This window comes from Paenirhodobacter sp., assembly GCF_047600745.1.
Classification (GTDB): domain Bacteria; phylum Pseudomonadota; class Alphaproteobacteria; order Rhodobacterales; family Rhodobacteraceae; genus Rhodobacter.
In genome coordinates this window covers 42,410-56,121 of sequence record NZ_JASGKI010000001.1, presented here as the reverse complement: position 1 = coordinate 56,121, position 13,712 = coordinate 42,410, and the positions used below count along the sequence as shown (strand labels likewise).

Here is a 13,712-nt window from a genome sequence, read left to right as displayed (position 1 = left end):
GGCGGCGGCGGTCGTCTATGGTGCGGCAACGCCAGCGCCCGGGCGCGAGCCATCCCCTGCCCAAAGGAGCCGCCATGACGCAGCACGTTTCCCTTCCCGATACCAGCCTGGCCGCCCGCCTGCGCGAGGCGACCCATCCGGTGCATGAAGTCCTCGACCGCACGATCATGGCGGCCAATCCCTTTGCAGGGCTGGACCCCTATGGCCGTTACCTGCGGATGCAGCACGCGCTTCACCGCGATGTCGCGCCGCTTTATGCGCGGGCCGATCTGGCCGCGCGGGTGCCGGACCTTGCGCGGCGCTGCCGGTTGCAGGCGGCGGCGCAGGATGCCGCCGATCTGGGCGTGGCGCTGTCGGCCGACGAACCCGCCGCGGCGGAGGGCCTGCCGGAGGCGGAGGCGCTTGGCTGGCTCTATGTCGTCGAGGGGTCGAATCTGGGTGCGGCCTTTCTGCTGAAGGCGGCGAAGAAGATGGGCCTTTCGGAAACCCATGGCGCGCGGCATCTGGCCGAGGCGCCCGAGGGCCGGGCCCCGCAATGGCGCGCGTTCCGCGAGGCGCTGGACCGTGCCAGCGCTGCGGGCATCAATGAGGCCGCCGTGATCCGGGGGGCCGAGGCGGCCTTCGCCCATGTCACCGCTCTGGCGCACCGTCATCTGTGACATGAAGGACGCCATCGCCGCGCTGCTGCCGGAGCTGATCGCGATCCGGCACGACATTCACCGCCACCCGGAAACCGGGTTCGAGGAACACCGCACCGCCGCGCTGGTCGCCGACCGGCTGGAAGGCTGGGGGATCGAGGTCACGCGCGGGCTGGCCGGAACCGGCGTCGTCGGCACGATCCGGGGGCGGCATCCCGGCAACCGCGCCATCGCGCTGCGCGCCGATATGGATGCGCTGAACATTCAGGAGGCGACCGGGCTGCCCCATGCCTCCGAAATACCGGGCAAGATGCATGCCTGCGGGCATGACGGCCATACCGCGATGCTTCTGGGGGCCGCGCGTCTGCTGGCGGAGAGCCGGGATTTCGCGGGCACGGTGCATGTGATCTTCCAGCCCGCCGAAGAGGGGCTGGCCGGTGGCAGGCGCATGGTCGAGGAGGGGCTGTTCGAGCGGTTCCACTGCGATGCGGTCTATGGGATGCACAACGAACCCGGCCTGCCGCTCGGGCAGTTCGGCATCCGTCCCGGGCCGATGCTGGCCAATGCCGATGGCTGGCAGGTGATCCTGCGCGGCACCGGCGGGCATGGCGCGGTGCCGCATCGGGCGACGGATCCGACGATGGCGCTTGGCCATCTGATCCTGGGGCTACAGACGATCATCGGGCGCGCGGTGCCGGTGACCGAGGCGGGTGTGATCAGCATCGGCCATATCGCGGCGGGCAATCCGAAGGCGGGGGCGGTGATCCCGGCGGAGGTGCGCGCGCTTGGCACGGCGCGGTCCTATACGCCCGGGGTGCGCGATATTCTGGAGCGGCGGCTCACCACCTTGGCCACGGCATTCGCCGAGGCCGAAGGCTGCACGGCGGAGGTCACCTATCGGCGCGGCTATCCGGCTCTGGTCAATGCACCGGCGCAAACGGCGATTGCCGCGGCGGCGGCGGCACAGGTGGGGCAGGTGGATGCGGACTTCCCGCCGCTGATGGCGGCCGAGGATTTCGCCTATATGCTTCAGGCGCGGCCCGGGGCCTTCATCCTGATCGGCAACGGGCGGGCAGAGGATGGCAGCTTCCACCACGTCCACACGCCGCATTTCGATTTCAACGACGCGGCGATTCCCTATGGGGTGTCATACTGGCTGAATCTGGTGGCGCAGGAACTGGGCGGTTAGGCGCGCTAGGGGTAGGATCGTCAAACCGCGCACCCGTCCGGCGCGGCGCGGTCAGCCGTTCGCCGCCGCGCGGTAGATGAAGCCGTAGGTCGGATAGACATCGCCCAACGTGTTCGGCACCGACTCGACCCGGACGGCGGACCAGTCGTTCCGGGGCGACACATCCACCACCGCCATGTTCAGCGACACCTGGTTGCGGCGCCAGTTCGCGTGATCCACCAGGATCTTGCGCGGCGACAGGACTTTGGACACCACCGCGACATGGCCCAGCGGCATCTTGCGCGTCGCACGGAAGTTCAGCACCGAACCCACCACCGGGCGCTGGCCCTTGGCGTATTCGCGTTCGGCCTGATGCCACCAGGTCTTGGCATTGCCGCGGATGTTGATGCCGCTGACCTCGCGCGCGAAGGGCACGCACCAGATCCGACCGACGCTGCGGTTCACGGCGCTGGTCCGGGCAACGGCGGCTTTCACCTCGCCCGGTTCCATCGAGGCGACCCGCACAACCTCTCGCCGTTCCGTCTCGGCGGAGGCCGGCGTCACATGCGCCAAGGTGGCAAATCCGATGACCGTTGCAACGAGATGCGCCCTGAAACCCATTATGTCCCTCTTGATTCCGATCTTCGGCATCGGTTCTGCGGGGAGATGTTTCAGAAATCCTTACCGTTGCAAACCGGCCACGCTGCGGAGCGGCGAGAACCGGCCAGCGGTATTGTTTCTTCGGCGGAAACCCGCCGTCAGAACGCGTTCCGCTCGTGATAAGTGCGCAAAAAGCCCTGGATCCGGGGGTCTTCGGGGCGCTGGAGAATCGCCTCGGGCGCATCCACCGCGACCAGTTCGCCCTTTTCCATGAAGGCGACGGCATCGGCGACATGGGCGGCGAATCCCATTTCATGCGTCACGACGACCATCGTCATCCCTTCGGAGGCCAGCGCCTTCATCACGTTCAGCACCTCGCCCACCAGTTCGGGGTCGAGCGCGGAGGTCGGTTCGTCGAACAGCATCAGCTTCGGTTCCATCGCGATGGCGCGCGCGATCGCGACCCGTTGTTGCTGCCCGCCGGAGAGCCGCGAGGGATGGTTCTGCATCCGGTCGGCCAGCCCCACCTTGGTCAGCGCCTGCGCGGCCCGTGCCTCGGCCTCGGCGCGCGAAAATCCGCGCACCCGGATCAGCCCTTCGGCCACATTGCCAAGCGCGGTCATATGCGGCCACAGGTTGAACTGCTGGAACACCATGCCGATCGAGCGGCGCATCTCGCGCAGCTTGCGCGCCGGGCTCTTCTTGCCGGGGGCGTCGTAGCCGATCAGCTGGCCGTCGATGCGGACCTCGCCGGAATCGTATTCCTCAAGGAAATTGATGCAGCGCAGCAGGGTGGACTTGCCGGACCCTGACGGCCCGATCAGGCAGGTCACCTTGCCCGGCGCGATCGACAGGTCGATGTCCTTCAGCGCATGGAACGGGCCGTAGTATTTGTTGACTTTGCGGATCTCGACAGAGGAGGCGTCGGACATCTCAGGCCCTCGGGGTCAGGTGTTGCGTGAGCCGCGCTTCGAGCCTGCGGCCCACGCGGGAGATGACCTCGACCAGCGCCCAGAAGAACAGCGCCAGCGCGAGGTTGGTTTCGACATAGCGGAAGGTTTCCGCCCCCATCCGGCCGACCTGATACATCAGTTCCGGCACGGTGATGATCGACAGGATCACGGTTTCCTTCGTCAGGATGATCGAGAAATTCACCAGCGCGGGCAGGGCGGAGACCAGCCCGAGCGGCAGCAGGATCCGCCCGATGATCGTGCCTTCGGTCATGCCGATGGCGCGGGCGGCCTCGATCTGTCCCTTCGGCACGGCGCTGAACCCCGAACGGAAGATTTCGGCATAATAGGGTGAGCCATAGATCGTCAGCCCGACGATCCCCGCCGGAACCGGGTCGAGCATCAGCCCCACCATCGGCCCGCCGTAATACAGCACGAAGAGCTGCACCAGGAACGGCGTGCCCCGGATCACCTCGATATACACCCGCAAGAGCCACTGCACCGGGCGCGGCGCATAGCGCTGCACCAGCGCGATCCCCAGCCCGAGCGCCATCGACAGCACCGCCCCCGCGGCCCAGCAGAACACCGTCATCGCAAAGCCCTGCACCAGCGCGGGGCCGTATTGGCGGAAGGTCTCGATCATCACACGGCCATCCTGTGTTCAAGAAAGCGTCCGAGCGCCGCAAGGCACAGGTTGATCGCCAGATAGATGCAGGCGGCGGCGAGGTAGACCTCCAGCGGGCGGAAGGTGGTGGCGGCGGCGGCCTGGCTCGCCCGCGTGATCTCCATGATCCCCACGACCGACACCAGCGAGGATGCCTTCACCAGCAGGATCAGTTCGTTCACCAGCGCGGGCAGCGACATCACCACCGCCTGCGGCAGGATGATCCGGGTCCATTGCGTGAGGGGCGCCATGCCGATCGCGGCGGCGGCCTCGGTCTGGCCCTTCGGCAGGGCGGCGATGGCGCCGCGCCAGATTTCGGAAATATAGGCGCTGGCGCAGATGCCCACGGTCACCACGGCGGCCACCATCGCGGGCACGTTCACCCCCACCATCGGCAGCAGGTAATAGACCAGCAGCAGTTGCACCAGCAGCGGCACGCCCCGCAGGAAGCTGACCCAGAGCCCCGCGAACCGGCGCAGCACCGGCAGGGGCGACAGCCGCGCCGCACAGATCAGCGTGCCGATCACCAGCCCGAGCGCGATGCCCAGCACCGATACCGCCAGCGTGAACTTCGCCGCGCCCATCAGCGGGCCGAAACTGTTCAGGAATGTCGTCCAGGAAAACATCGCGCGTCCCTTGGTGGGGCGGGCGGGTTTCCCCGCCCGCGGCCGGTCACTTGCCCGGAACGGACAGCGGCAGTTCGGTATAGCGGCCCAGCCACTTTTCCTGAATCGCCTTCACGCGGCCGTCTTCGGTCATCTTCGTCAGCGCGCCGTTGACCGCCTCGACGAAGGAGGCGCTGTCGGCATCCTTGCGCATCACCCAGGCGAAATACTTCGGCTCGCCGAAGGTCGCGGGTTCCAGCAGCGCAAAGGTCTCGCCGCGTTCCTTCACCAGATAGGTCAGGTTCGGCAGCGACCCGGCCACCGCATCCAGACGCCCCGCCGCAAGGTCGGCATAGGCTTCGTCGGTAGTGCCGTATTCCTTGATCGTCGCGCCGCCGAGGCCCTCGGCAAAGGCGCTGAGCGCACGGAACTGTGCCGTTCCCTGCTGCACGCCGATCCGCTTGCCCTTGATGTCCTCGGGCTTCTGGATCGCGTCCGAACGGGTCGAACGCACCAGCGCCACGGTCGCATCGGCGATCGGATAGCTGAAGGCGTAACGGTCGAGCCGTTCGGGCGTGATCGTCACCGGGGCGATGATGATGTCGAATTTCTTGACCTCAAGCCCCGGCAGTTCCGCCGTCCAGGGAATATCCTGATAGACGGGTTCAAGGCCGATCTCCTTCGACACTTCGTCGAACAGATCCTTGGTCATGCCCTGATAGACGCCATCGACGATCATGTCGAAGGGCGCATAATGCATGTCGGTCGCGGTGACGATCTTGCCCGCGGCCTTCATGTCGGCCAGCTGGTCCGCCATCGCCGGGGTCGCCAGCGCGAGGCCGAGCAGCGCGGCCTTCAAGGTGGTTACAAAGGTCATGCTTCACTCCTTGTTGAACAGGTTGTTGTCAGGCCCTGCCTTCGAGCCCCGCCGCCGCGGCGGTCGTGTGCCCGGGCACGCGCATCTCGAAGGTTTCCGAGACAGCGGTGTAATCGTAATACCCCATCCGCGCCAGCGGGCGGATCTTCGCATAATCGAGCTTCCCCTCCGGCGTGACGAATCCGTCGCGCACATGGATATGGACGACTTCACCATAAACGACATCGACCCAGCCATGATGCGAATTGCCGCGCAGCCGGTGGGTCGACAGGTAGCGGCATTCAAAATGCGCGGGGCTTTGGGCAACGCGCGGGCCGGGTGCTTCGATACAGGGCTCGGGGGTGACGCCCGCGCGGAGGAATTCGTCATCGCCCTCGGGCCATTCGGCGGCGGAGATGTTGACCGCCTCGCGCAGATCCCAGGTCGCCATGTTCCACACGAACCAGCCGGTCGCTTCGGCGTTCAGCACGGTATGCTTGCGCCGCCCGTCGGAATAGGGGTTGGCCGCGAACATCACCATCGGCGGGTCGAAGGTCAGGTTCTGCCACTGACTGTAGGGCGCGAGGTTCGCCACACCCTCGGGCGAGACCGTGGACAGCCAGCCGATCGGGCGCGGCACGGTGCAGGCCTTGAAGGGCGAATACGGCAAGGGGCAGGGCTCGCGCCCCGGGGCATAGTGCATGTCTCTCTCCTGTCGGGTGCCGGCCGGGTCGATGCCCGGCCGGTCGTTGGTCAGCCCAGGATGCCGGGCAGGTTCAGGTGGTGTTCGCGCGCGCAGTCGATGGCGATCTGATAGCCCGCATCGGCATGGCGCATCACGCCGGTTGCCGGGTCGTTCCACAGCACGCGGGCGATGCGGGCGTCGGCGTCTTCGGTGCCGTCGCAGCAGATCACCATGCCGGAATGCTGGCTGAAGCCCATGCCGACGCCGCCGCCGTGGTGCAGGCTGACCCAGGTCGCCCCGGACGCGGTGTTCAAAAGCGCGTTCAGCAGCGGCCAGTCCGACACGGCGTCCGAGCCGTCCCGCATCGCTTCGGTCTCGCGGTTCGGGCTGGCGACGGAGCCAGAGTCGAGGTGGTCGCGCCCGATCACGATCGGCGCCTTCAGTTCGCCGTTGCGCACCATCTCGTTGAAGGCAAGGCCCAGCTTGTGCCGCAGCCCGAGGCCGACCCAGCAGATCCGCGCGGGCAGGCCCTGAAACGCGATCCGCTCGCGCGCCATGTCGAGCCAGTTGTGCAGATGCGGATCGTCGATCAGCTCCTTCACCTTGGCGTCGGTCTTGTAGATGTCTTCCGGATCGCCCGAGAGCGCGGCCCAGCGGAACGGCCCGATGCCGCGGCAGAACAGCGGCCGGATGCAGGCGGGGACAAAGCCCGGGAAGCTGAACGCGCGCTCGAACCCTTCCTCCAGCGCCATCTGCCGGATGTTGTTGCCATAGTCGATCGTCGGGATCCCGGCGTCGTGGAAGGCCACCATCGCCTCGACCTGATTGCGCATGGACGCCCGCGCGGCGCGCTCGACGCCCTTCGGATCGGTTTCCTGCTTTGCCCGCCATTCGGCCACGGTCCAGCCCTGCGGCAGGTAGCCATGCACCGGGTCATGCGCCGAGGTCTGGTCGGTCACGATGTCGGGGCGGATGCCACGGCGGTAAAGCTCGTTGAACACATCCGCCGCATTGGCGATCAGCGCAACGGATTTCGCCTCGCCCGCCTTGGTCCAGGCGTCGATCATGTCGAGCGCCGCGTCCAGCGAATGGGTCTTTTCATCGACATAGCGGGTGCGCAGGCGGAAATCGACCCGCGTCTCGTCGCATTCGACGGCCAGACAACAGGCCCCCGCCATCACCGCCGCCAGAGGCTGCGCGCCGCCCATGCCGCCAAGGCCGCCGGTCAGGATCCACTTGCCCTTCAGGTTGCCGTCGTAATGCTGGCGGCCCGCCTCGACAAAGGTTTCATAGGTGCCCTGAACGATGCCCTGCGCGCCGATATAGATCCACGAACCGGCGGTCATCTGGCCGTACATCGCCAGACCCTTCTTGTCCAATTCGTTGAAATGGTCCCAGGTTGCCCAGTTCGGCACCAGGTTGGAATTGGCGATCAGCACGCGCGGCGCGTCCTTGTGGGTGCGGAACACGCCGACCGGCTTGCCCGATTGCACCAGCAGCGTCTCGTCCGCCTCCAGCTTCTTCAGCGTCTCGACGATCAGGTCGAAGTCCTTCCACGTCCGGGCGGCGCGGCCGATGCCGCCGTAGACCACCAGTTCATGCGGGCGCTCTGCCACGTCCGGATGCAGGTTGTTCATCAGCATCCTGAGCGGCGCTTCGGTGAGCCAGCTTTTCGCGTTCAGCTCCGGGCCGGTGGGGGGGAAGATGTCGCGGGTGTTGTGGCGCGGGTTGTCCATGATGTCTCCCTTCGGTCAGGCCAGCATCTGGCCGGAAATGATGATGCGCTGGATTTCCGAGGAACCCTCGTAGATCCGCATGATGCGCAGGTCGCGGGTGATCCGCTCGATGGGGAAGTCCCGGGTATAGCCGTAGCCGCCGTGGATTTGCAGCGCGGTATCCGCGATTTTCCCGGCGGCTTCGGAGGCGGCGAGCTTTGCCATTGCCGCCGCCTGGCTGAAGCGCGCGCCGCTGTGGTGGCTGGCGTCGCGCTGTCGCGCCGCGTCCTGCGCCAGCAGCAGCGCGGATTGATAGGCCACGCCCATGTCGGCGATCATCCAGCGGATGCCCTGCCGGTTGGCGAGCGGCTCACCGCCGATCACGCGTTCCTTCGCATAGCCGATGGCCGCCGCCATTGCCGCCTGTGCAAGGCCGAGGCACTGTGCCGCGACCTCGATCCGACCGTTGTCCAGAACCTTCATCGCGGTGCGGAAACCCGTGCCCTCGGCGCCCAACAGTGCCTCTTCGGGCAGGTCGATGTCGATGTTCAGGGTAAAGACATGCCCGCCCTTCAGGCCCATCGTCCGCTCCGGCTGCCCGGCCTCCAGCCCCGGCGTGCCCTTCGGCACGATAAAGGCGGAAATCCCCCGGTGGCCCTTCTCCGGGTCCGTCACCGCGTAAAGCACGATGAAATCCGCCACCCCGCCGTTGGAGATGAAGCATTTCGTGCCCTTGACGTGCCAGCCGGTTTCGGTGCGGCGCGCGCGGGTCTTCATGTCCGCCGGGTCGGAGCCCGCCGTGGGTTCCGTGAGCGCGAAGGCCCCCAGAAGCCCCGCCGCCGCCTTCGGCAGCCATTCGGCCTTCTGCGCCTCGGTCCCGCCGAGCAGGATCGAATCCGTCGCCAGGTAATGCGCCGTCAGTGCCGAAGCGGTGGACCCGCAGGCCCCCGCCACGATCGCCACGGCCCGCAGGAGCGCCGTGGCCGACAGACCGGCATCGGGCAGGTTCGCGCCCATCATCCCGGCCTCGTTCAGCACGCCCAACTGACGATGGACGAAGGCCGCTGTCTCATCCGTCTCGGCGGCCAGCGGCGCGATCTTCTCGGCGCAGAGCCGTTCGAGCATGTCGCAGAACAGCGTCTCTTCTTCGGTCAGCATGTGCCAGGGGGTCATGTCAGGGCCTCCAACCCGAATTCCGCCGCCACCGCCGCCAGATCCCCGCCCAGAACGGGCGCCGGGGTCCGGGCCAGTGGCTTTTCTCCGTCGAAGCGCACCGGCTGGCCCACCACGGGCGCACCGCCAAGGTCGCTCACCAACCCGCGCGCCACGGCCTGCGGGCTCGCCGCCGCCTGCGCGATGTCGAGGATCGGCGCCGCCGGAAGGCCCGCTTCCGCGAGCGTGGCGACGGCCTCCGCGGTCGTCATCCCGCGCGACCAGGCTTCGATCAGCGCCTTCACGGCGGGCTCATGCGCGGTGCGGCTTTCGTCCGTGGCAAAGCGCGGATCGGTGGCGGCCTCCGGCGTGCCGATCACCGCGCACAGCCGCGCGAACTGCCGGTCGTTGAGCACGCAGATCACCACCTGACCGTCGCGCGTGGCGTAACAGCCGAAGGGCGTCGACAGCGGATGCCGGTTGCCGACCCGCGCGGGCAGCGCCCCGGCGTAAAGGTGCAGCGCGTGGCTCGTCGTCAGCATGGAGAACAGCGCGTCGTGCATCGACACATCCAGCACCGCCCCCACGCCCGTGCGTGCGCGGTTCACCAGCGCCGCCATGATCGCCCAGCTTCCGAACAGCCCGGCGATCAGATCGGCCATGCTCTCGCCGGTTTTGAGGGGCGCGCCGCCTTCCTCGCCCGTCGCCGCCATCAGGCCCGACATCGCCTGAACCACGATGTCATAGGCGGGCAGGTCGCGGCAGGGGCCATTCTGCCCGAAGCCGGAGATCGAGCAATAGACCAACCCCGGGTTTGCCGCCCTGAGCGTTTCGGCGCCAAGGCCCAGACGGTCGGCGACGCCGGGGCGGAAATTCTCCACCACCACATCGACCTGCGCCGCGATCGCCTGCGCCATCGCCAGATGCGCGGGATCCTTCAGGTCCAGCGCGACCGATTTCTTGCCCCGGTTGTTGAGGGTGAAGAGCGCGCTTTCGCCTTCGCGGAACGGGCCGACATGGCGGTAATCGTCGCCGGTGGGGGGTTCCAGCTTGATCACCTCGGCGCCGAGGTCCGCCAGCAGCGCGGTCGCATAAGGCCCGGCCAGAACGCGGGTCAGGTCCAGCACCCGGATCCCCTGAAGCGGCGTCATGTCAGCACCCCGGCCAGCGCGCGCAGCACCGCGCCCAGCGTCTCGCGCAGCGTTTCGGCCCTGGCCTCGTCATAGGCGAAGGGCGGGGCTTCGGTTTGCAGATGGGTGGATTGCGCCAGTTCCATCTGGATCGCGTGGACGCCGGTTTCCGGTCGCCCATAATGCCGCGTGGTCCAGCCGCCCTTGAACCGCCCGTTCACCACCATCGTGCGCCCGGTCGCGGCGCAGATGTCGCGCACGGTGGCCTCGATGCGCGGATCGCAGGTGGTGCCGAGGTTGGTGCCGATGTTGAAATCCGGAAGCGTGCCCTCGAACAGGAAGGGGATGTGGCTGCGGATCGAATGGCAGTCATACAGGATCGCAACCCCGTGCCGCGCCTTGACCCGGGCGATTTCGGCGGCCAGCGCGGCGTGATAGGGCGCGTGGAACGTGGCCAGCCTTCGGGAAACCTCCGCCGCGTCGGGGGCCTCGGTCCAGATCGGTTCGCCATCGAAATCGGTGAGCGGCACCAGCCCGGTGGTATTCTGCCCGGGGTAGAGGCTTTCGTCCTCCGGCCCCCGGTTCGCGTCAATCACATAGCGGTGGAAGGTCGCGCGCACGGTCGTCGCCCCCGGCAGCAGCCCGGCATAAAGCCGTTCGACATGCCAGTCGGTATCGGCCAGGATCTGCCCGCGCGGGGTCAGCCGGGCAAAGATTTCGGGCGGGACATGGGTGCCGGTATGCGGCAGGCCGAGGATGACCGGGCTGTCGCCCTGTTCGACGATGACGGGGTTCATGCGACCTCCGGAGCCAGCGTTTCGGGAAGGGCGGCGAGCAGCGCGCCGGTGCGGATCAGCCCTGCCGCCGCCGCCAGATCGGGCGCGAGATAGCGGTCCTCGCCAAGCGCCGGGATCTCCGCCCGCAGCCGCGCGATGACGGCCTGCAACGGCGCCGAGGTCCGCAGGGGCGCGCGGAATTCGACCCCGGCACAGGCACACAGCGCCTCGATCCCGAGGATATGCGCAAGGTTCGCGTTCATCCGCCGCAGCCGCCGCGCGCCATGGGCGGCCATGCTGACGTGATCCTCCTGGTTCGCCGAGGTGGGCGTGGAGTCCGTCGAACAGGGGGTGGCGAGATGCTTGTTCTCACTCATCAGCGCGGCGGAGGTGACTTCGGCGATCATCAGACCGGAGTTCAGCCCCGGCGCGGGCGTCAGGAAAGCGGGCAGGCAGTGGTTCAGCGCCGGATCCACCATCAGCGCCACGCGCCGCTGTGCGATCGCGCCGATTTCCGCGATCGCCAGCGCGATCTGATCGGCGGCGAAGGCCACGGGTTCGGCGTGGAAATTGCCGCCCGACACGATCCTGTCGCTGAGAACGAGGGGGTTGTCGGTGGCGGCATTCGCCTCGATCTCCAGCGTCTGCGCCGCCTGCCGCAGCAGGTCGATACAGGCGCCGGTCACCTGCGGCTGGCAGCGGATGCAATAGGGATCCTGCACGCGGGTGTCGCCCTCGCGGTGGCTTCTCGCGGATCTCGGACCCGTCCATCAGCGCGCGGATCGCGCGGGCGGCGAGGATCTGCCCCCGGTGGCCGCGCAGGGTGTGGATTTCATCCAGGAACGGCGCGGTGGACCCCATGATCGCATCGGTCGAGAGGGCCGAGGTGACCAGCGCGTTCGACGCCGCGCGCAGCGCATCGAACAGCCCCGCCAGCGCGAAGGCGGTGGAAACCTGCGTGCCGTTGATCAGCGCCAGCCCCTCTTTCGCCGCCAGCGTCACCGGCGCAAGGCCCGCCGCAGCCAAAGCCTCGGCCCCGGTGGTTTCGCGGCCGCCATAGGTCGCGCGGCCTTCGCCCAGCATCGCGGCGGCCATATGCGCCAGCGGCGCAAGGTCGCCCGAGGCCCCAACGGAGCCCTGCGACGGGATCACCGGCAGCACGCCGCGCGCCAGCATGTCTTCCATCAGCGCCACAACCTCGGGCCGCACGCCCGACGCCCCGCGCCCGAGCGACAAGAGCTTCAGCACCATGATCAGCCGCACCGTCTCCGGTTCGACCGGCTCGCCCACGCCGCAGCAATGCGACAGGATCAGGTTGCGTTGCAGCGTCGCGGTATCCTCGGGCGCGATCTTGATCGAGGCGAGCTTGCCGAAGCCGGTGTTCACGCCGTAGACAGGTTCGGTCCCGCCCGCCGCCGCCGCGATCCGCGCGGCGGAGGCCGCGATGCCGGGCCGGGCGCTGTCATGCAGGCGCACCGCCAGACCCTCGCGCCAGACACGTTCCAGTTGCGCCAGCGTGGTTTCGCCGGGGATCAGGATCAGTTCAGACAAATTCGCCTCCAAGGATGCGCGCATGCAGCGGGTTGAAGCCGATGCGGTAGGTCAGTTCGGCCGGATGGGCGACATCCCACACCGCCAGATCGGCCCGCGCGCCGGGCGCGATCACACCACGATCCGCCAGGCCGAGCGCCGTCGCCGCGTTACGCGTCACCCCGGCCAGGCATTCCGAAGGCGTCAGCCGGAACAGCGTCGCCCCCATGTTCAGCGTCAGCAGGAGCGAGGTCATCGGCGAGGTGCCGGGGTTGCAATCGGTCGCCAGCGCAATCGGCACGCCCGCCGCGCGCAGGGCAGCGACCGGCGGATGTTGCGTTTCGCGCAGGGTGTAGAAGGCGCCGGGCAGCAGCACCGCCACCGTGCCCGCAGCCGCCATCGCCGCCACGCCATCGGCACCGAGATATTCGATATGGTCGCAGGACAGCGCCCCATGCCGCGCCGCCATCGCCGCGCCGCCCAGATCGGAAAGCTGTTCGGCATGGAGCTTCACCGGCAGGCCAAGACCGCGGGCATGGTCGAAGACCGCCGCCATTTCATCGACCGAAAAGGCGATCCCCTCGCAGAACCCATCCACCGCGTCGATCAGCCCTTCGGCATGGGCCCGATCCATCCCGGCAATCACCACGTCGCGCAGATAGGCCGCGCGGTCGGGATATTCGGGCGGCAGGGCATGGGCGGCGAGCCAGGTGGTCACCACATTCACCTTCCGCTCCCGCCCGATCCGGCGCGCGGCGCGCAGCATCCGCAGTTCGGTGTCCAGATCCAGCCCGTAGCCGGATTTGATCTCAAGCGTGGTGACGCCTTCGGCCAGCAGCGTATCGACCCGGGGCAGGGCGGTGGCGACCATCTCATCCTCGCTCGCCGCGCGGGTGGCGCGGACGGTCGACAGGATGCCGCCCCCGGCGCGGGCGATCTCTTCGTAGGATGCCCCCTCAAGGCGCATCTCGAACTCCCGCGCGCGGTCGCCGCCGAAGACGATATGGGTGTGGCAGTCGATCAGCCCGGGCGTCACCAGCCGCCCGCCGAGGTCCGTGCGCGGGCCGTCAATCGTCAGATCCCGCATCGCACCGACCCAGGCGATTCTGCCGCCGTCGAGCGCGATGGCGCCGTCCTCGATCAGCTCGTAACCACCTGATTTCGCGGTCATCCGTGCAATTTTCGCATGGCTGAGGATCTGCATTCCGGCGCCCTTCGCATTGATTTCTTCGCGATATTATGT

At 67.9% G+C, this 13,712-nt stretch carries 13 protein-coding genes and 1 pseudogene; 2 read left to right on the top strand and 12 right to left on the bottom strand.

The features are described 5' to 3' along the window. The first annotated feature begins 74 nt into the window (after nt 1–74). Nucleotides 75–659, top strand: a complete 585-nt coding sequence (locus tag QM789_RS00320; protein ID WP_420350010.1) for a biliverdin-producing heme oxygenase — start codon at nt 75–77, stop codon at nt 657–659. Next, entirely contained in the window at nt 628–1,827 is a 1,200-nt protein-coding gene (locus tag QM789_RS00315; protein ID WP_420350009.1) for a M20 aminoacylase family protein, read from the top strand. Before QM789_RS00320 ends, QM789_RS00315 begins: the two co-directional genes overlap by 32 nt. Before the next feature lie 51 nt (nt 1,828–1,878). Here the strand turns inward: QM789_RS00315 and QM789_RS00310 are convergent, their stop codons facing one another. From QM789_RS00310 to hutI, 12 genes and pseudogenes are all read right to left on the bottom strand, one after another. Continuing rightward, entirely contained in the window at nt 1,879–2,370 is a 492-nt protein-coding gene (locus tag QM789_RS00310; RefSeq protein WP_420350735.1) for a CHAP domain-containing protein, read from the bottom strand. Nucleotides 2,371–2,564: 194 nt separating this feature from the next. Beyond that, a complete protein-coding gene (locus QM789_RS00305; RefSeq protein WP_420350008.1) occupies nt 2,565–3,338 on the bottom strand; it encodes an amino acid ABC transporter ATP-binding protein in 774 nt (257 codons plus the stop codon). Nucleotide 3,339: 1 nt separating this feature from the next. Then, entirely contained in the window at nt 3,340–3,999 is a 660-nt protein-coding gene (locus QM789_RS00300; protein ID WP_420350007.1) for an amino acid ABC transporter permease, read from the bottom strand. Beyond that, a complete protein-coding gene (locus QM789_RS00295) occupies nt 3,999–4,646 on the bottom strand; it encodes an amino acid ABC transporter permease (protein ID WP_420350006.1) in 648 nt (215 codons plus the stop codon). Before QM789_RS00295 ends, QM789_RS00300 begins: the two co-directional genes overlap by 1 nt. Before the next feature lie 46 nt (nt 4,647–4,692). Further along, complete coding sequence (locus QM789_RS00290; RefSeq protein WP_420350005.1) at nt 4,693–5,502, bottom strand: transporter substrate-binding domain-containing protein; 810 nt, start codon at nt 5,500–5,502, stop codon at nt 4,693–4,695. A 28-nt stretch (nt 5,503–5,530) separates the two neighbouring features. Beyond that, complete coding sequence (locus tag QM789_RS00285) at nt 5,531–6,184, bottom strand: flavin reductase family protein (protein ID WP_420350004.1); 654 nt, start codon at nt 6,182–6,184, stop codon at nt 5,531–5,533. Nucleotides 6,185–6,234: 50 nt separating this feature from the next. After that, on the bottom strand, nt 6,235–7,902 hold the full coding sequence (gene hutU / locus QM789_RS00280) for a urocanate hydratase (protein ID WP_420350003.1): 1,668 nt from the start codon (nt 7,900–7,902) through the stop codon (nt 6,235–6,237). 15 nt (nt 7,903–7,917) lie between these two features. Next, nucleotides 7,918–9,054, bottom strand: coding sequence for an acyl-CoA dehydrogenase family protein (locus QM789_RS00275; protein ID WP_420350002.1), 1,137 nt, complete (start codon nt 9,052–9,054; stop codon nt 7,918–7,920). Further along, nucleotides 9,051–10,184, bottom strand: a complete 1,134-nt coding sequence (locus tag QM789_RS00270) for a CaiB/BaiF CoA transferase family protein (RefSeq protein ID WP_420350001.1) — start codon at nt 10,182–10,184, stop codon at nt 9,051–9,053. The genes QM789_RS00275 and QM789_RS00270 overlap by 4 nt, the downstream gene beginning before the upstream one ends. Then, nucleotides 10,181–10,960: an N-formylglutamate deformylase gene (gene hutG / locus QM789_RS00265; RefSeq protein ID WP_420350000.1), complete on the bottom strand. Its 780-nt coding sequence runs from the start codon at nt 10,958–10,960 to the stop codon at nt 10,181–10,183. The genes QM789_RS00270 and hutG overlap by 4 nt, the downstream gene beginning before the upstream one ends. After that, nucleotides 10,957–12,514: pseudogene (gene hutH / locus QM789_RS00260) on the bottom strand (histidine ammonia-lyase). The gene hutG and the pseudogene hutH overlap by 4 nt, the downstream one beginning before the upstream one ends. After that, nucleotides 12,483–13,673, bottom strand: coding sequence for an imidazolonepropionase (gene hutI, locus QM789_RS00255; protein WP_420349999.1), 1,191 nt, complete (start codon nt 13,671–13,673; stop codon nt 12,483–12,485). The pseudogene hutH and the gene hutI overlap by 32 nt, the downstream one beginning before the upstream one ends. Nucleotides 13,674–13,712: the final 39 nt, after the last annotated feature.